Source organism: Peteryoungia ipomoeae (assembly GCF_004912165.1).
Classification (GTDB): Bacteria; Pseudomonadota; Alphaproteobacteria; order Rhizobiales; family Rhizobiaceae; genus Allorhizobium; species Allorhizobium ipomoeae.
Genome location: NZ_STGV01000002.1, coordinates 291,128 through 307,742 on the forward strand (window position 1 = coordinate 291,128; position 16,615 = coordinate 307,742).

Annotated in this window: 16 protein-coding genes and 1 tRNA gene; 6 read left to right on the top strand and 11 right to left on the bottom strand. The window is 59.4% G+C overall.

Annotated elements, in window-relative coordinates; translation table 11 throughout:
- Nucleotides 1-4: 4 nt before the first annotated feature.
- The 7 genes from FAA97_RS07830 to FAA97_RS07860 form a co-directional block, all read right to left on the bottom strand.
- Entirely contained in the window at nucleotides 5-2,233 is a 2,229-nt protein-coding gene (locus FAA97_RS07830) for an ATP-binding protein (RefSeq protein ID WP_136597978.1), read from the bottom strand.
- A gap of 29 nt (nucleotides 2,234-2,262) precedes the next feature.
- The gene (locus FAA97_RS07835; protein WP_206109982.1) at nucleotides 2,263-2,781 is read right to left on the bottom strand and encodes a putative pterin-binding protein; all 519 of its coding nucleotides are present in this window, start codon (nucleotides 2,779-2,781) and stop codon (nucleotides 2,263-2,265) included.
- Nucleotides 2,782-2,795: 14 nt separating this feature from the next.
- Nucleotides 2,796-3,182 (bottom strand): response regulator, encoded by a 387-nt coding sequence (locus FAA97_RS07840; RefSeq protein WP_136597979.1) that lies wholly within the window; start codon nucleotides 3,180-3,182, stop codon nucleotides 2,796-2,798.
- Nucleotides 3,183-3,372: 190 nt separating this feature from the next.
- Nucleotides 3,373-3,996, bottom strand: coding sequence for a nucleoside triphosphate hydrolase (locus FAA97_RS07845; protein WP_136597980.1), 624 nt, complete (start codon nucleotides 3,994-3,996; stop codon nucleotides 3,373-3,375).
- Nucleotides 3,993-4,775 carry an ATP-binding cassette domain-containing protein gene (locus tag FAA97_RS07850; protein WP_136597981.1) on the bottom strand — a complete coding sequence of 261 codons (783 nt, stop codon included), beginning with the start codon at nucleotides 4,773-4,775 and terminating at the stop codon, nucleotides 3,993-3,995. The genes FAA97_RS07845 and FAA97_RS07850 overlap by 4 nt, the downstream gene beginning before the upstream one ends.
- Nucleotides 4,775-5,857, bottom strand: a complete 1,083-nt coding sequence (locus tag FAA97_RS07855; RefSeq protein WP_136597982.1) for an ABC transporter permease — start codon at nucleotides 5,855-5,857, stop codon at nucleotides 4,775-4,777. The genes FAA97_RS07850 and FAA97_RS07855 overlap by 1 nt, the downstream gene beginning before the upstream one ends.
- Before the next feature lie 136 nt (nucleotides 5,858-5,993).
- On the bottom strand, nucleotides 5,994-7,019 hold the full coding sequence (locus FAA97_RS07860; protein WP_136597983.1) for a sugar ABC transporter substrate-binding protein: 1,026 nt from the start codon (nucleotides 7,017-7,019) through the stop codon (nucleotides 5,994-5,996).
- A gap of 228 nt (nucleotides 7,020-7,247) precedes the next feature.
- Between FAA97_RS07860 and FAA97_RS07865 the strand changes: the two genes are divergently transcribed.
- On the top strand, nucleotides 7,248-8,492 hold the full coding sequence (locus FAA97_RS07865; RefSeq protein WP_136597984.1) for an ROK family transcriptional regulator: 1,245 nt from the start codon (nucleotides 7,248-7,250) through the stop codon (nucleotides 8,490-8,492).
- Entirely contained in the window at nucleotides 8,476-8,910 is a 435-nt protein-coding gene (locus FAA97_RS07870) for an RbsD/FucU family protein (protein WP_136597985.1), read from the top strand. The genes FAA97_RS07865 and FAA97_RS07870 overlap by 17 nt, the downstream gene beginning before the upstream one ends.
- Nucleotides 8,911-8,933: 23 nt before the next feature.
- On the opposite strand, the gene FAA97_RS07875 is transcribed toward FAA97_RS07870, so the two are convergent.
- The 4 genes from FAA97_RS07875 to FAA97_RS07890 form a co-directional block, all read right to left on the bottom strand.
- A complete protein-coding gene (locus tag FAA97_RS07875; protein ID WP_246041367.1) occupies nucleotides 8,934-9,638 on the bottom strand; it encodes a Crp/Fnr family transcriptional regulator in 705 nt (234 codons plus the stop codon).
- 196 nt (nucleotides 9,639-9,834) lie between these two features.
- Entirely contained in the window at nucleotides 9,835-10,875 is a 1,041-nt protein-coding gene (locus tag FAA97_RS07880) for a proline racemase family protein (protein WP_136597987.1), read from the bottom strand.
- A gap of 329 nt (nucleotides 10,876-11,204) precedes the next feature.
- Nucleotides 11,205-11,281: transfer RNA gene (locus FAA97_RS07885), tRNA-Arg, on the bottom strand.
- Nucleotides 11,282-11,397: 116 nt separating this feature from the next.
- Entirely contained in the window at nucleotides 11,398-12,882 is a 1,485-nt protein-coding gene (locus FAA97_RS07890; RefSeq protein ID WP_136597988.1) for a sensor histidine kinase, read from the bottom strand.
- 382 nt (nucleotides 12,883-13,264) lie between these two features.
- On the opposite strand from FAA97_RS07890, the gene rpmH reads away from it, so the two are divergent.
- The 4 genes from rpmH to FAA97_RS07910 are packed head-to-tail and all read left to right on the top strand — an operon-like array spanning nucleotide 13,265 to nucleotide 16,582.
- Entirely contained in the window at nucleotides 13,265-13,402 is a 138-nt protein-coding gene (rpmH, locus tag FAA97_RS07895) for a 50S ribosomal protein L34 (protein ID WP_136597989.1), read from the top strand.
- A gap of 31 nt (nucleotides 13,403-13,433) precedes the next feature.
- Nucleotides 13,434-13,823, top strand: a complete 390-nt coding sequence (rnpA, locus tag FAA97_RS07900) for a ribonuclease P protein component (RefSeq protein ID WP_136598315.1) — start codon at nucleotides 13,434-13,436, stop codon at nucleotides 13,821-13,823.
- The gene (yidC, locus tag FAA97_RS07905) at nucleotides 13,823-15,613 is read left to right on the top strand and encodes a membrane protein insertase YidC (RefSeq protein WP_136597990.1); all 1,791 of its coding nucleotides are present in this window, start codon (nucleotides 13,823-13,825) and stop codon (nucleotides 15,611-15,613) included. The genes rnpA and yidC overlap by 1 nt, the downstream gene beginning before the upstream one ends.
- A 54-nt stretch (nucleotides 15,614-15,667) precedes the next feature.
- Nucleotides 15,668-16,582, top strand: a complete 915-nt coding sequence (locus FAA97_RS07910; RefSeq protein WP_136597991.1) for a DMT family transporter — start codon at nucleotides 15,668-15,670, stop codon at nucleotides 16,580-16,582.
- Nucleotides 16,583-16,615: the final 33 nt, after the last annotated feature.

Here is a 16,615-nt window from a genome sequence, read left to right on the forward strand (position 1 = left end):
GTACTCAAGCAACCAGCTTGTATTTGAGGGCGCGGATTTCCTCACCCAGCGTTTCGATATCGGCAGGCCCGGGTGGCGGGCTGCGCAGTGCGTTGGCTTTGACTGCCAGGTCATTGAGACCAACATTGTAGGCAGCGCCCTTGATCGTATGCAGGGCGCGGTCGATGCCATCCGCATCGCGGCGGGCAAATGCCGAATTCAATTCATCGAGCAGTCCCGACGCATCGTCGAAGAAGGACATGACAAGCTCCTTGAACACATCCTTGCCCAGAGCGTCGACGAGTTCGCGGTAGCGTGCGGCATCGAGCCCCTGGACACCCGCCGTCAAAATGCTGTCATTCTCCAGGACGCCCGAAATTTCCGCCTGCGGCAGTTCCATTGCGGTGCTTGGCTTGAGCTTGAACTTGTCCATGTCTTCCGCCTGACCTTCCGTCGCCTGCGCAATCATTTTCTTCAATCTTTCCATCGTGACAGGCTTGGACTCAAAGCCGCGCATGCCGGCATCGAGGCAGGTCTTGCGGTCGTCATCGGACGCATTGGCCGTCATGGCGAAGATCGGCACCGCAGATGACGGGCCGCCTTCGGCAATGATCCGCCGCGTTGCCTCAATTCCATCCATGACCGGCATCTGCATATCCATGAGGATCAGATCAAACTGCTCGTCCCGCGCGATCGAGACCGCTTCCGCGCCATCATTTGCAATGACGACATCCTGGCCGAGAAGCGCGAGGAAACGGCTGGCCACGATCTGGTTCACCTTATTGTCTTCGACAAGCAGGATTCGATGGCGCTGCAGCGGTGTATCGAGGCTCTTGCGCGCGTTTTCCGCAGCCTGCTCATCGCGCTCGGCGACGGAGACGGGGAGCTCGAACCAGAAGATGCTGCCGACGCCGACGGTACTGCTCATGCCCAGCTCACCGCCAAGCTTTTCGACGATCTCTTTGCAGATCGTCAGGCCAAGGCCCGTGCCGCCATAGCGCCGGCTGATGCTGGCGTCGACCTGGGAGAACGGCTTGAACAGCTTGTCCAGGCCCGCCTGATCAATACCGATGCCGGTATCCTCGACTTCGAAGCGGACCATCAACTGACCTTCGCGGTAGAACTCGCGCAGCCTGAGGGTGACCGTGCCGTGATCGGTGAATTTGACTGCATTCGACAGCAGGTTCAACAGAACCTGGCGCAGGCGCGTCGGATCACTTTTCACATGCAGCGTCCTCAAGGATTCCGGCAGATCAAGGATGACACTGTTGCCATGCTCGTCGGCGCGGCCACGGATGATCCGGACAGTGCTTTCCGCCAGATTCTCAATCTCGAAGACCCGCTCCTCGATCTCGAGCTTGCCGTGTTCGATTTTGGAGAAATCCAGGATTTCGTTGATGATCTCGAGCAAGGCTTCGCCCGATGTGCGAATGGTCTTGACGCTTGAGAGCGCCTCTTCCGGGAGATCGCCGAGTTCGAGCAGTTCGGACATGCCAAGAATGGCGTTCAGGGGGGTGCGGATTTCGTGGCCCATGGTGGCCATGAATTGCGATTTCGCGCGGTTGCCGGCATCGGCCGCCTCATAAGCCTCGGTCAGCTTCGCTGCCATTTCCGAGAGTTCGCGACTGGCCTTGCGGACGGAGCGCAGCTGGCGATTGAGTGTGACGATCAGGAAGACGACAGAGATCATCAGCAGGCCGAGCATCACCCCCGATGTCCGCTCAAGGCTGTTGATGTTCGCCGATAGTTCCGACCGCTCCGCGCTGACGCGCATGTTGGTGTATAGCAGAAACTCGTCGGCGAGTTTGCCAAGCGCCGACATCTGCGTTTCAAAGGCGGCGAGCTCCGCGGCGGTTGGCGTCGTGCCGGCAAGATAGGCGTCAAACATAGGCTGGGCGCGGAAAATGATCTCGCTGATACGGGCGATGAAGCCCCTCACCTTCTCGTCTTCGCTAAAGAAGGCGCCGAATTTCGATTGATCGACCAGCGACACCCGCGAATAGAGAATGTCATAACGCAGCGCCAGTTCCGAGACGCCGTCGTTGGTTGGCTGACGTCCGCCGAAACTCGCCAGCGCATGATTGACCTGACGCACCTCCCGATCGAGCTGATAGACAGACCAGATGGCATTTTCACGCACGCCGTCTTCCAGGATCTGGTACTTGCGGCCAATGTCGATGACCAGGTAGATCAGCATGGCAAGCAGCAGGGCAGAAATGACCTGCAAGGTCAGGGCTATGCCACCCCGACCCATAGCCAGTTTCTGCCTAGCGCTTCCTGTGATCACGGGAGGACCTCGATTTCCTTGATCTGCCAGACTGAGCGCGAGAAGTACTTCTCATTGAACAGCGACTGATCGAGGTCGAACGGATAGACTAGCATCATGGGGCCCTTGTCGCGGATCGACATGGGCTTGCCGTCCATCTGCGTGGCCAGGATCGTTTCAAGCTTGGCATCAGCAACCGGCACGTCGGCTGCGTAATCATTCAAGGCGCGAACCTTCAGATTGGCGCCATTTGCACCTGCCGCTTCAAGGACCGCACGGAGCAACGGCCCCTTGAACGTTACGACGCCCTTGGTCCAGGGTGTTTCCATTGCACCCTCGCGACCGGGAAGCGCATCGAGCATGGCTTGATCAAACTGTGCCGTGTCCCCGACATTGGTTTCGCTGATGTCACCCTTCACAGTCAGGACAACCGGCCCGACAGGGGGATCAAGTGCGAAGGCGGGCGTTGCTGCGGCGGCAGCCAACAAAAGCGTTGCCACCAGAGATCCAAAAGGCATGCGAGCGCGGTAGGCCATGTCTCAACTCCTCATCAGGCCGATTTTTGCAGAGCAGAATTTCCAAGGTGATCGGTAAGCAGCTGGCGGAAAGCCACGGCTTCAACGGGCTTGTGGAGAAATGCCGTAACGCCGGCCGCTTTCGCCTCTTCTTGCAGCCTTGGCTCGGTTTCAGCAGTGATCATGACAATCGGAATGTGTTCGTAGCGCTCCATAAGGCGCACTGCTTTGACGAACTGCAGGCCTGACATTCCCGGCAGAAAATGATCAACGAGCAGCATGGAGAAGGTTTCGGCATGACACATGGCCAAGGCCGAAGCGCCGTCACTCGCAACATGGATCTCGGTGTCCGTAGCCTTCTTGGCAAGATGCTTAATGATCAAGGCATTGGTCGGATTGTCTTCGACGATCAGTATGGACATGGGTGACACTCTCCGCAAAAGACCTGCATCCGCCCCCCGTTCCAACGTCGGAAGGGCGTTAACTTTTGATGCAGAATTTGTATCAGGAAGAGGCTTCGATTAGCTGAAGTCGATGATTACAATTTTATTGTTTGGCCAACTTTATTAGTTTCTGCGCATTTTGCTGGCCCCTCTGCGGGCCGCACACCCGTCAAAATATAGGGAACTCGTAGTCGGCCTTGCGGCTGCGTGCGATCACCAAGCGGCCGTTTGGTAAATCATTCGTCTCTACCTTGGCCTCGATCTGTTCAGCAGACAGTCCATAGAAGCGCCAGCGCTCGATAAGGCGCCGCTCAAGCTCGTCGATAGGCGGGGCGACCATGACCGTCACGTCGAAGATATCGGCGAGGCCCGCCCAGGGGCCTTCTTCGAACAGCAGATAGTTGCCTTCGGCGATCACCACCTTGACGTCAGCCAGAATGCAGCGGGCAGCGCAGATGGCAAGTTCCCGCGAGCGATCGAAGACGGGCACGAAGAGCTCCCCTCCCGCACGGGCAGCCCGCAGGATATCCCTGAGGCCACGCACGTCGAAGGTTTCAGGCGTGCCTTTGCGCGCGAGCTGATCACGCTCGATCAGAATGGCATTGTCGAGATGGAAGCCATCCATCGGAAGAACCGCGCTTGAAATTGCGCGGCTGGAGAGTTCGTCATGCAGCCTGTCAGCCAGGGTGGACTTGCCCGCACCGGGCGGCCCGGCGACGCCCACGAGAAGCCGGGCGGATGTGGCCGCCCGGCGCTCGATATCAGATAGGAGCGTTTGAAACTGCGTCGTCATGCGGCCACTGCTTCCTGCGGTGCCTCGCGGGCACCGGTCATGAAGGCGACGGCATCCGACATGGTGTAGTCCTTCGGGTTGATGACGCAGAGACGTTTGCCGAGACGGTGAACGTGGATGCGGTCCGCGACCTCAAAGACATGCGGCATGTTGTGGCTGATCAATACGATCGGCATGCCGCGCGAGCGCACGTCGAGGATAAGCTCAAGCACCTTGCGGCTTTCCTTGACGCCAAGCGCTGCGGTCGGCTCATCCAGGATGATGACTTTCGATCCGAAGGCCGCGGCGCGTGCCACCGCCACACCCTGGCGCTGGCCGCCGGAAAGCGTTTCCACCGCCTGATTGATGTTCTGGATCGTCATCAGCCCGAGTTCGGACAGCTTGTCGCGGGCGAACCTTTCCATCGCGGGGCGATCGAGCTTGCGGAACACACTGCCCATGACGCCGGGTTTCCGCAGTTCGCGACCGAGGAACATGTTGTCGGCGATCGACAAGGCCGGAGACAGCGCCAGGTTCTGGTAGACGGTTTCGATGCCCGCCTCGCGCGCCTCGATGGGCGAACGGAAGTTGACCGGTTTGCCCTCAAGGCGGATCTCGCCCTCGTCAGGCGAAACGGCGCCGGAGATCGCCTTGATCAGTGACGACTTGCCCGCCCCGTTGTCGCCGATGACGGCGAGGATTTCACCGGGGTAGAGATCGAAGTCCGCCTGATCGAGAGCCGTTACACGGCCATAACGCTTGACCAGGCCACGAGCGGTAAGAATGGGTTCGATGGACATCAGCCTGCTACCTTTCTGATCCACTGGTCAATGGCGACGGCGGAAATGATCAAGACGCCGATCAAGAGATAGGTCCATTGCGGGTCCGTGCCGATGAGGCGCAGGCCGAGCTGGAACACACCGACGATGAGCGCGCCGAACAGCATGCCAAGGATCGAGCCACGACCACCGAAGAGCGAGATCCCGCCGATGACCACCGCCGTGATGGATTCGATGTTGGCGAACTGACCGGCAGTCGGCGAGACCGAGCCGATGCGGCCGATGAGGGCCCAGCCGGCGAGCGCGCAAATGAGGCCAGACAGGGTATAGACGGAAATCAGCATGCGCTTGACGTTGACGCCGGCAAGTTCCGCTGCATCCGGATCGTCGCCGACCGCATAGACGTGCCGGCCCCAGGCCGTGTGGTTGAGCACATACCAGAGAAGCGCGACCAGGAGCACCATGGCAATGACGCCATAGGTGAAGACTGCACCGCCAATACGCAGGTTTTCACCGAAAAACTGCAGGATCGGGGCGGAGGTTTCGATATCCTGCGCGCGGATCGTCTCGTTGGCCGAATAGAGAAAATTCGTCGCGAGCACGATCTGCCACATGCCGAGCGTGACGATGAAAGGCGGCAGTTTCATCCGGGCGACAAGGATGCCGTTGATGAAGCCGCAGAGACCGCCGACGACAAAACCACAGGCGACCGCGAGTTCCGGCGGCAGGCCGTAGCGGAAGGCGAACTGGCCCATGACCACCGAGGACAGCACCATGATGGCGCCGACCGACAGATCGATGCCGGCGGTCAGGATGACCAGGGTCTGTGCTGCGCCGACGATACCGACAATCGCAACCTGCTGCAGGATCAGCGTCAGGGTGAATGCGGAGAAGAACTTGCCACCGAGAATGATCCCGAAGGCTGCGACAGACAGCACCAGCACGATCAAGGCGACAGCTGCCGGACTGGAATGAAGAAAATGCTGAAAGCGCTCCAGAGTGGTTCGCTCATGCCGGTCGAAGGACGCGACCTGATTGGCGCTACCGGAGAGCACCTTTTCGAATTCTTGCGGGGCCCTAGTATCGGGATTGGCCGGCTGCATGGGTCATCCTCCCTGCCAGTGTCACAACAATGTTCCAGAAAACGGCGCCCGGCCTGCCGCCGCTTGGCCGGGCGCATGCGCCTTGCGACGGGTGGAGACCACCCGCCGGCATTTCAGTCAGGCGCAGGAGGTCATATCAACCCCAGCACTTCTCCGTGCCTGCCTTTGTGTCGATCGAGTCGACGCCTGCGGCCGGCTTGTCGGTGACCAGGGCGACACCGGTATCGAAGAAGTTCTTGCCTTCGGTCGCCACCGGCTTTTCACCCGTGTCAGCGAACTTCTTGATCGCCTCGATGCCGAGCGATGCCATCAGCAGCGGATACTGCTGCGAGGTGGCGCCGATGACGCCTTCGGTGACATTCTTGACACCCGGGCAGCCGCCGTCGACGGAGACAATCAGCACGTCCTTCTCCTTGCCGACCGCCTTCAGCGCCTCATAGGCACCGGCAGCAGCGGGCTCATTGATGGTGTGCACGACGTTGATCGACGGATCCTTCTGCAGGAGGTTTTCCATGGCGGTGCGGCCGCCTTCTTCGTTGCCATTGGTGATATCGTGGCCAACGATGCGCGCGTCGGTTTCATCGCCGATCTTGTTGATGTCGACGGTGTCGATGCCGAAACCCTTCATGAAGCCCTGGTTACGCAGAACGTCGACAGACGGCTGCGACGGGGTAAGGTTCAGGAAGGCGATCTTGGCGTCCTTGGCGGCATCGCCGAGCGTTGCAGCGGCCCACTTGCCGATCAGTTCGCCAGCGAGAAGGTTGTCGGTCGCAAAGGTCATGTCAGCTGCATCGATCGGCTCGAGGGGGGTATCGAGAGCGATGACGAGAAGGCCGGCATCGCGGGCCTTCTTGACGGCAGGCACGATGCCCTTGGTGTCGGAAGCCGTCAGCAGGATGCCCTTGGCGCCGTCAGCGATGCAGGTTTCGATGGCTGCAACCTGGCTTTCCGAGTCGCCATCGATCTTGCCGGCATATGACTTCAGCGTCACGCCGAGTTCAGCCGCCTTGGCTGTTGCGCCTTCCTTCATCTTGACGAAGAAGGGGTTGGTATCTGTCTTGGTGATCAAGCAGGCAGAAACCTCTGCCGCCTGGACTGGCGCAGCAAAGACAACACCCAGCGCCAAAGTCGACAGAGCAGCAGTGATCAGTGATTTCTTCATTGTGTATCCTCCCGAGATGGTTCGGCCGGCTCCTCCAGCCGCAACGTGTCGGCACGGTGGCGCCTCGCACCAGCCATGTACGGGCAGCCTCTGCCCGCTCCTCCACGCCGTCATTTAGAACATCAGAACATTTCTGCTGTCAATAAATAAATCCAGTTGAATTATTAAATCGTCATGGCATTGTGGGCCACCTGCAATTGGCAGAATTCGCCCGGGGAGGAGCGCGGTTTGGCCAGAGACGAGTTCGCACACAGCGTCGACACCTCCCCTCGCCTTAGTGTTGCCGGGGGCTCCAACCAGGTGCGCGTTCGCGCCTACAACGAACGCCTTGTCCTATCGCTCGTGCGACAGAACCCGGGCTGCTCGAAGGCCGATCTCGCCCGCCTCACGGGCCTCTCAGCCCAGACCGTTTCGGTCATCATGCGATCCCTGGAGCGGGATGAACTGCTGATGCGTGGCGAGCCGATCCGCGGCCGGGTCGGTCAGCCATCGGTGCCGATGTTCATCAACCCGGACGCCGTCTTCTCCTTCGGCGTGAAGATCGGTCGCCGCAGCGCCGATCTCGTCTTGATGGATTTTGCCGGAAACATCCGAAAGCAGCGACATCGGACCTATCGCTATCCGCATCCTGATCATCTCCTGCCCTTTATCTGCGATGGGATCTCCGAGATGGAAGTCGACATGGATGCGAAGATGCGGTCGCGGATTGCCGGGATCGGAATCGCGGCACCGTTTGAGCTGTGGAACTGGGCTGAAGAGGTCGGGGCGCCCGATGGGGCGATGGACATCTGGCGACAGTTTGACCTTCAGGTCGAGGTGCAGGGTCGGATGGCCTATCCGGTCTATCTGCGCAACGATGCCACCAGCGCCTGCGGTGCGGAACTCGTTTTTGGCGCCGGCCAGCGCTATCCCGATTTCGTCTACTTCTACATCGGCTCGTTTATCGGTGGCGGCATCGTCGTCAACTCCTCGCTCTTCGTCGGTCGCACCGGTACGGCGGGCGCGATAGGTCCACTCCCCGTCCGCGACAAACACGGTCAGACCCGGCAGCTGCTGGACATCGCCTCGATTTTCGTGCTCGAAAACCTGCTGCGGGAGCGGGGGATTGATCCGCAACCGCTGTGGTATGCCGCGGAAGAATGGATCGACTTCGGGGAGCCGCTTGAGATCTGGCTGCAGGATACGGCTGCGGCTCTCGCCCAAGCCATCATCGCCGCCGCCTCGATCATCGATTTTGCTGCCGCCATCATCGACGGCGGTTTTCCCGCCTGGGTCCGCCACCGCCTGATCAATGCGACCATTGAGGCGATGAACCGTCTCGACCTTCAGGGTGTCGTCATCCCGGACATCGTGGAGGGGGAAGTCGGCGATCAGGCGCGCGCAATAGGGGGGGCAAGCCTGCCGATCTTCGATCGCTATCTCATCGACCAAACCGTGCTGCTCAAGGATATCAAGCATGCTGAAGGGAATTGATCCGCTCCTGTCGCCCGAGCTTCTGGCCACTTTGCGCGCCATGGGGCATGGTGACGAAATCGCCATTGTCGACGGCAATTACCCCGCCCTTGAACATGCGCGACGACTGGTGCGCCTTGACGGTCACCACCTGGTGCCGGTGCTGGACGCCGTGCTCAGTGTCTTACCGATTGACGATTTCGTGCCGGAGGCGATTTTCCGGTCGACGGTCGGCGGCAGACCGGACCGGATCGATCCGATCCACCGAGACATCATCGCATGCTGCGAAAAACACGAGCCCAAAGTGGCGGTGACCCCTTTGGTGGGCCAGGATTTTTATCAGCGCGTCAAGGCCGCCCATACCGTCGTGCAAACGGGCGAACCGCAACTCTATGCCAATGTCATCCTGCGCAAGGGCGTCATCTATCCGCCGGCCTGAGACCGGCGGCACATCATTCTGGCTTAGCCTTCGAGCGCGCGAGAGATGCGGCGAGACAGCTCCAGCGGGTTCTTCAGGATGATGGCGCGGTTTGTGCGCTCGACAAGCTCTTCCCGTGCAAGGCGCGACATTTCACGCGAGACTGTTTCGCGGCTGGAGCCAATATGCTCTGCAAGCTCGGCATGGACGAGCGGTGGCGAAATGATCCGCTCGCGACCGCCATCATTGCGCACGCGCGACAGCCGTAGAAGCGTGTTGTAAAGCCTGTGCTTGGTATCGAGGAACGAAAGCTCTGACAGACGATCATTCATGGCGCGGATGCGCCGCGACAGAAGCTGCAAGAGCGATAGCGACACGTCGGGACGCTGGCGCAGGATGTCGTGGAAAACGGCATAGGGGATAACGGTGACGGTGGAGTCGTTGACCGCCATCAGACTTGCCGAACGGGCGAGATCATCGATCGCTGCCTGCTCGCCCAGAATGTCGCCGCGCTTGAATGTGCCAAGGATTGCTTCCTTGCCGACAGTGAAGCGCAAGACTGCGCGTATTTCTCCCGACTGGACCACGAACACGTCCTTGGACATGTCCTCAAAGTCGACCAGGCTCTCACCGGCGGAAAGCGTCCGCGAGTGACACCGCGTCAACCATTCCCGATCCTCTTCGGGCGACAGACTGGAAAAGATCGCACACCCCCGCAATGTCGGGGGAATGACGTGGATGGATGACATGCCGGATACTGGGAGAGGTTGTGCTTTCATCTGTACAATACTTGTTCGTGGGGCTGATCTGCCCGTTGGACACAGTTCGTCAGCTCCGCCGCCCCCTTGGCGACAAACAACCGACCATGAATTTTTTCGCTTCGACTGCAGAGTTTAACTGTTTTTACAAGAGTTTGTGCATCGTGGCACTATTAAGGCGAAAACCTCATCCAATAGATCCAGATGAAGGTCCCCACACATCTGTTAGAGAAAAACCACGCTCAAACGGATCGAATGGATCTAGAGCGACCTGATGAAGGCCGAAGGTGAAGCCGCGACCACTGATCGTCGGGATGACCGCCGGACGACCCGCCACGTCCGCGAGACCGGCCAGACCTACCTGAAATTCGGAACCGATGATCGAGCGGGACAGGAACGTATCGCCGACCTTTGCCTTGCCACGCGCATGCAAAGTGGCAAGGTTGGCGGAGTTGCCGGTTCCGCAGGGCGAACGATCAACCCGGCCCGGCCACATGGTGGTGCAGGTCCGGATCGCGCCATCCGGATCCACATCGCGGAACATCACATAGGCAACGCCGGAGATCGCGGGGATCTCTGGGTGCACGACCGCGATCGAACGGTTGATCTCTTCTTTCAGGATCATGCCTGCTTCGACGAGCGCGCGGGCATTGCCCTTTTCGATCGTCAGTCCGACCTGCCCTACATCCACAAGGGCGTAGAAAATGCCGCCATAACTGAGATCGAAGGTGACCTGACCGAAAGCCTGCGTCTGCACGGTCACATCGAGCTCGTGGACGAATGACGGCACCATGGTCAGCTCGACGCGTTCACAGCGGCCATCGCGGCAGCTGGCGCGCGCCCGAACCAAACCCGCCGCGGTCTCCAGCATCACGATGGTTTCCGGCTCGCGCATCTCGACCATGCCGCTCTCGAGCAGAGCCGTGGTGACGCAGATAGAATTGGACCCCGAACTTGCATGCGCCTGATCGGGTTGCAGGATAACGAAAGCGGCATCCGCATCGGGATGCCGGGGAGGCAGAAGGAGATTGACGGAGCCGATCGGCGCGCCGCGCGGCTCAAGCACCAGCATACGGCGAAGCTCTTCACCCTTTGGATCCGAATTGAGCCAGGCAAGCTGATCGGCGACGCTCGCTCCAGGGATTTTCGGTACACCACCGACGGCAACCTTGCCAATCTCACCCTCGGCATGCACATCCAGCAGCTGAAGCGTTCTCTTCCATCTCATGATATCAATCCGATACTTGCCAGCTTGAGGGCGACGAACGAGAGGTTCGCTCTACCGTGAAACTGGTCAGAAAGAATGGCTTGAGCATGTCCATCGACCGCCCAAAAGGCAGGGATGTCATATAACATGGGGCCACTATGTACCAACCGGTTATTCCCGGCCGGAGCACATACCTTAAGAAAGGGTTAACTTCCGAGGTGCGTATCGATTTGGCTGCGCACGCCTGCGGACGCGCAAAGCCCGCATACCGGCGACAGAAAACGCACCGATATACGCGATCGCTCCACGCGAACATGGTGCGTTTGTTCATCGATTTTCAGAAGAAGGAATGGCGCACCCGAAAGGATTCGAACCTCTGACCCCCAGATTCGTAGTCTGGTGCTCTATCCAGCTGAGCTACGGGTGCGTGCCGTGCCGACATCTCGTCGGCGTGTGGCGATCCTCTAAAGCGTGCTGATCAGGATTGCAAGCGCCTTTGGAAAAAAAGAGTCATTTTAGCGTCATGAACGCCCGGCACCGCCCTCAAGCGCGCGCACGAAAAACGTCGAGATCCACTGGCCTGTCTGGGATTTCGATGCGGAACATGGTGCCTGGACCCGGCTTTTCCACAAGTGCGATTGTGCCTCCATGCGCAAGGACCAATTCGCGGGCAATGGCCAAACCAAGCCCCGTGCCGCCCGAACGGGCAGAGCCGCGGAAGGCCATGAACAGGTTCTCCTTGGCCTTTCGCGGCATTCCAGGCCCCGTATCGTCAATCGTGATCGACACGACAGACCCGGTGCGCTGCGCCGACAACGTGATTCGCCTCTGATGGTCTGGGTCTTCAGGCGTGAAACTCATCAGCGCTTGGACCGCATTGCGGCAAAGATTATGCACGACCCGAAATATCTGCTCGCTGTCCGCGTCGATTTCGATGTCAGGCGTCGTCTGATCGATGAACTCGATCCGGCTGTCCGGTGACAGATGCAAAAGATCTCGAACCTCCCGACACACATCCACCAGCGCGAACCGCCGGCGCCGGGGCTCGGCCTCCGAGGTTTGTCCGTAGGACAGAACCTCATTGGTATAACCGACGGCCCGATCGATGGTGCGCAACAGCTTTGGGGCAAAGCTCTTCACCATTGGATCATCGACATCGACCAGCCTGTCGGACATCAATTGCGCAGACGCGAGGATGTTACGCATGTCGTGATTGATTTTTGAAACGGCAAGCCCAAGCTCAACGAGCGTCTTCTGTTGGCGCAGGGTCTTTTGCAGCTGGTCCTGCATGCGCGCGAGATGGCGACCGGCAACGGCAACCTCGTCGCGGCCCTTGCCGACGGCAAGGATACCTGCCGGGTCTTCCGGATTTTCCGCAAACGCCTGCATGCTCCGGGCAAGCCTGCGCACCGGTACGACCATGATGCGATTGATGACCAGGAAGAGAAGCAGACCCGTTATGATGGAAATCGCGAGCGAAATCACCAGAATGTTGCGCGAGTAGGTCAGCATGGCTTTGCGAAGCGGCTGCTCCTGCATCACCACCTCGATGATCATGTCGCTATCACCCACCGGGCCGAATACACGCAGCATGCGATCGCCACCGAAGAAAAGCGTATAGAAGGCATCCTGAACCGACATCATGCTGGAATAATTGGCAAGATCGAAGGCCGCATCGACTTCGGCGGGAATCTTGGCGACGGCGAGAAGGCGCGAGGTTCCGTCTTTTCTCAGAACGATGGCACGTGTGCCGGTGCTTGCCAGCGTGTCATCCTGGACCTTGCGCGGCAGTTCGACTGGTTGGAGCCCATCGATCACGGTCGCTGCCGCCGCTGCCGTGTTCAGTCGGTCTTCCAGCCAGCGCAGCCGCATGGTTGCAATGGAGGGGGCAAAAATCATCGCCTCGACGATCATGACCAAGGCAATGGTCAACCAGAGGAGACGGCCGGACAACCCCCGGATTCGGGGCGGCATCGCATAGCCGTCGGACAATCCGGACGGGCTATCGCTGTCCTGCCGTTCGAGCATGCGTTTCTTTCCTCATTGTCACGATTGAGCTGGATTGCCAGGTCGCGTTCCGGTGAGAATAGTGCAGTGCCACGACATTGGCCACGTGCAACACATGACGAAACATGAAAGTTTGGTCATGTTCGGCCTTTTGGCCGTTCTGCGAGCCTTTCAGCTGCAGGTGCTGCTTGCGGTCACAGATTGGCGCAGATCCCTTGTCTGGCAACACTTCCAATCGTCGCCGCGGGGGTGTTTCCCTCGCCTGATTGACTCTTAAGGAACTCGACACTATAAGCCGCGCACGTTCGGTTCGGGCCAAGCGCCGTAGAACCGTGCGACAAATCCAACGCTCTTGCAATTTTTTGCAAACCCAAGAAGGGCCGCACACCGCGGTATTAAATAAATGTCGAAGCGTACTTTCCAACCTTCCAAGCTTGTTCGCAAGCGCCGCCACGGCTTCCGTGCGCGCATGGCCACCAAGGGCGGCCGCCTGGTCCTCAATGCACGCCGCGCTCGCGGCCGCGCAAAGCTCTCGGCCTAACGGCCGATGCGCCCGACGAGTTGACGGGCCGATGACGTCCAAGGACAACAAGACATCTGTTGGCCGGCTGAAAAGCCGGCCCCAGTTTCTCGCAGTCAGACGCGGCGAGGCGCGCAAGGGCAGGCTTTTCCTGCTGGAAGTCCTCGACCGGCAGGACGAAGCGCAGCCCCGCGTGGGTTTTACCGTTACAAAAAAACATGGCAATGCAGTGGAGCGCAACCGCATGCGCCGGCGTCTGAAAGAAGCCGTGCGACTGAATGCGGCGTTTGCAATGAAGCCGGGACACGACTATGTCATTGTCGCCCGCCGCGACGTGCTGGACGCCCCCTTCGAACAGTTGTCCAAACAACTCGTTCACCGCATTGAAAACCGCCAGACCAACAACGGTCGGTCCCAGAAGACCGGTTCCAGGAAAGAGTGATGCAGAACAACCGCAACTATTTCATCGCGATTGCCCTTTCGGTGGTGATCGTCCTCGCCTGGCAGTTCTTCTATATGAATCCGCGCATTGAAGCGGAACGGCTGGCACAGGAAGCCCAGCTTGCCCAGCAGCAATCGCAGGAAGCAGCACAACCGACGTCTCCGGAGGCTCCGGCAGCAACCGTCGACGGTGGCCTGCCTGCCGGCGCTGGAGCCGCGGCGACGACACCGGCAAGCGCAAATGCACCGCGCATCGCTATTGAGACGCAGGATCTCGTCGGCTCCATCAATCTGGCTGGGGCCCGTTTCGACGACCTGAAGCTCAAGCAGTATCGTGAGACTGTTGACGACAACAGCCCGATTGTAAAGCTGTTTGCGCCTGCCGACACGGCGGACGGCTACTATGCGGAACTGGGCTTCATTGCCGGCGAAAATGCTGGCAGCGTTCCTGGCCCGAACACCGTCTGGACCGCGCCTGAAGGTGCAAAGCTGACGGAAACGACACCGGTCACGCTGACTTTTACCAATGAAGCAGGCCTGACCTTCAGCCGCACGATTTCGGTCGACGAGCACTACATGTTCACGATCGAGGATAGCATCGCAAATGCCGGCACCAATGCTGCAAGCGTTGCTCCCTATGGCCGCGTGACGCGCTACAACAAGCCTGCGACACCCTCCATCTTCGTTCTGCACGAAGGCTTTCTTGGTGTGATCGGCACGGAAGGCAGCCTGGCGGAGCATGACTATTCCGACATCGAGGACGCTGCGGTCACCAATGCCAAGGCGACGGGCGGATGGCTCGGGATCACCGACAAATACTGGGCGGCTTCTCTCATTCCGCAGCAGACGCTGCCATACGAGTCGCGCTTCACGTATTTCACCGACGGTCAGGCTCGCTATCAGGCCGATTACAAGAACGATGGCATCAGCATTGCCGCTGGCCAGAGCAGCTCGGTCAAGACGCTTCTGTTTGCCGGCGCCAAGCAGGTTCCGGTGATCGACAGCTATCAGGAAGAGCTTGGAATTCCGAAGTTCGATCTGATGATCGACTGGGGCTGGTTCTATTTCATCACCAAGCCGATGTTCCACATGATGGACTACTTCTTCCATCTGGTCGGCAATTTCGGTGTGGCCATCCTTCTGACCACGATCGTTGTGAAACTGATCTTCTTCCCGCTCGCTTCGAAGCAATACGCCTCCATGGCCAACATGAAACGCGTGCAGCCGAAGCTCGAAGAGCTGAAGGCGAAACACGGCGACGACCGCATGGCGCTGCAGCAGGCCATGATGGCACTCTACAAGGAAGAAAAGATCAACCCGGTCGCTGGTTGCTGGCCAATCCTCCTGCAGATCCCGGTCTTCTTTGCCCTCTACAAGGTGATCTACGTGACGATCGAAATGCGTCACGCACCGTTCTTCGGCTGGATTCAGGACCTTTCGGCGCCGGATCCGACGACCTTCATCAACCTCTTCGGTCTTCTGCCGTTTGAAGCGCCGACCTTCCTGCATCTTGGCGTCTGGCCGATCATCATGGGTGTTACCATGTGGCTGCAGATGCGCATGAACCCGACGCCGCCGGATCCGACACAGGCGATGCTGTTCAACTGGATGCCGGTGATCTTCACCTTCATGTTGGGCACCTTCCCGGCTGGCCTCGTCATCTACTGGGCGTGGAACAACACACTGTCGATCCTGCAGCAGGCGCTGATCATGAAGCGGCACGGGGTGGAGGTTGAGTTGTTCAAGAACATCGCAAACATGTTCCGGCGCAAACCAGCCCAGACAAAATGACCTCTCAAGCCCCGGCCTTCGCGCCGGGGCTTTTCATGTTCACAAGAGCGCATCATGACATCTGACGTCACCACTGCTTTCCCCGCCCGTTCGTGGCTCGGCATTGCTCTCGTTTTCGGGGCTGCCGTTGCCTGGAGCTATGGTGGCGCCATCCAAAGATTTATCGACGTCGAAGACGGCTGGACCATTGTCTTCTGGCGCTGCCTCTTTGCAGGGCTTTTTCTGATGGGTTTCATGCTGCTGCGGGACGGTGTCCGAGGCACTGCGTGGCTGTTTGGAGCCATGGGCTGGCCAGGCGCCGTGATCGCGGCAGGCTTCGCGCTCGTTTCCACCTGTTTCGTTCTCGCGGTCAGCATGACACCCGTTGCCAATGTTGTGCTGTTCATGGCCTCGATTCCGCTTTTCGCTGCCCTTTTGGCGCGGATTGTGCTGGGTGAAGCGATCACGTCTTTGACGTGGGGCGCAATCGGCGCCGTCATCGCCGGGGTCGCCGTCATGGTCTCAGCATCCATTGGAGAGGGAGGCTCAATCCTGGGGCTCGCCCTTGCCGCGACAATTGCAATCGTTTTTGCCGGCATGACCGTGCTGACGAGGCGGCATCCGGGGATCCGGATGACGCCAGCGGCCTCGCTCGGTTCCTTCATGGCTTCGATCTTTGCAGCGACACAGGCAGGCGGCTTCGTCGTCGGCGGACAGGACATGGCGCTGCTGTTTGCCTTTGGTGCGCTCAATCTCGGTTTGGGCATGGCCCTCTATGTTACGGGGGCGCGAATGATACCCTCAGCCCTGGCGGCCCTTCTTGGCACGATGGAGATGATCCTTGCGCCGATCTGGATGGTGCTCTTGCATGCAGAGGTTCCCTCCAATCGCACACTTCTCGGTGGCGGCATCGTCATGGCAGCTCTGTTCACCTATCTGATCAGCCATTTCATCGCCGAGAGACGCAGCCGTTTCGGCGCGGCGGCTTGACTTTCCGGCTTAAAACCCGGATGCCACCGGGCT

Coding starts and splice junctions, on each gene's coding strand:
- FAA97_RS07830 (WP_136597978.1), bottom strand. CDS start 2,233: ATGGGTCGGGGTGGCATAGCCCTGACCTTGCAGGTCATTTCTGCCCTG.
- FAA97_RS07880 (WP_136597987.1), bottom strand. CDS start 10,875: ATGAGATGGAAGAGAACGCTTCAGCTGCTGGATGTGCATGCCGAGGGT.
- FAA97_RS07870 (WP_136597985.1), top strand. CDS start 8,476: ATGCTGAAGGGAATTGATCCGCTCCTGTCGCCCGAGCTTCTGGCCACT.
- FAA97_RS07845 (WP_136597980.1), bottom strand. CDS start 3,996: ATGACGACGCAGTTTCAAACGCTCCTATCTGATATCGAGCGCCGGGCG.
- FAA97_RS07860 (WP_136597983.1), bottom strand. CDS start 7,019: ATGAAGAAATCACTGATCACTGCTGCTCTGTCGACTTTGGCGCTGGGT.
- FAA97_RS07850 (WP_136597981.1), bottom strand. CDS start 4,775: ATGTCCATCGAACCCATTCTTACCGCTCGTGGCCTGGTCAAGCGTTAT.
- FAA97_RS07835 (WP_206109982.1), bottom strand. CDS start 2,781: ATGGCCTACCGCGCTCGCATGCCTTTTGGATCTCTGGTGGCAACGCTT.
- FAA97_RS07875 (WP_246041367.1), bottom strand. CDS start 9,638: ATGTCATCCATCCACGTCATTCCCCCGACATTGCGGGGGTGTGCGATC.
- yidC (WP_136597990.1), top strand. CDS start 13,823: ATGCAGAACAACCGCAACTATTTCATCGCGATTGCCCTTTCGGTGGTG.
- rnpA (WP_136598315.1), top strand. CDS start 13,434: ATGACGTCCAAGGACAACAAGACATCTGTTGGCCGGCTGAAAAGCCGG.
- FAA97_RS07855 (WP_136597982.1), bottom strand. CDS start 5,857: ATGCAGCCGGCCAATCCCGATACTAGGGCCCCGCAAGAATTCGAAAAG.
- FAA97_RS07910 (WP_136597991.1), top strand. CDS start 15,668: ATGACATCTGACGTCACCACTGCTTTCCCCGCCCGTTCGTGGCTCGGC.
- FAA97_RS07840 (WP_136597979.1), bottom strand. CDS start 3,182: ATGTCCATACTGATCGTCGAAGACAATCCGACCAATGCCTTGATCATT.
- FAA97_RS07890 (WP_136597988.1), bottom strand. CDS start 12,882: ATGCTCGAACGGCAGGACAGCGATAGCCCGTCCGGATTGTCCGACGGC.
- rpmH (WP_136597989.1), top strand. CDS start 13,265: ATGTCGAAGCGTACTTTCCAACCTTCCAAGCTTGTTCGCAAGCGCCGC.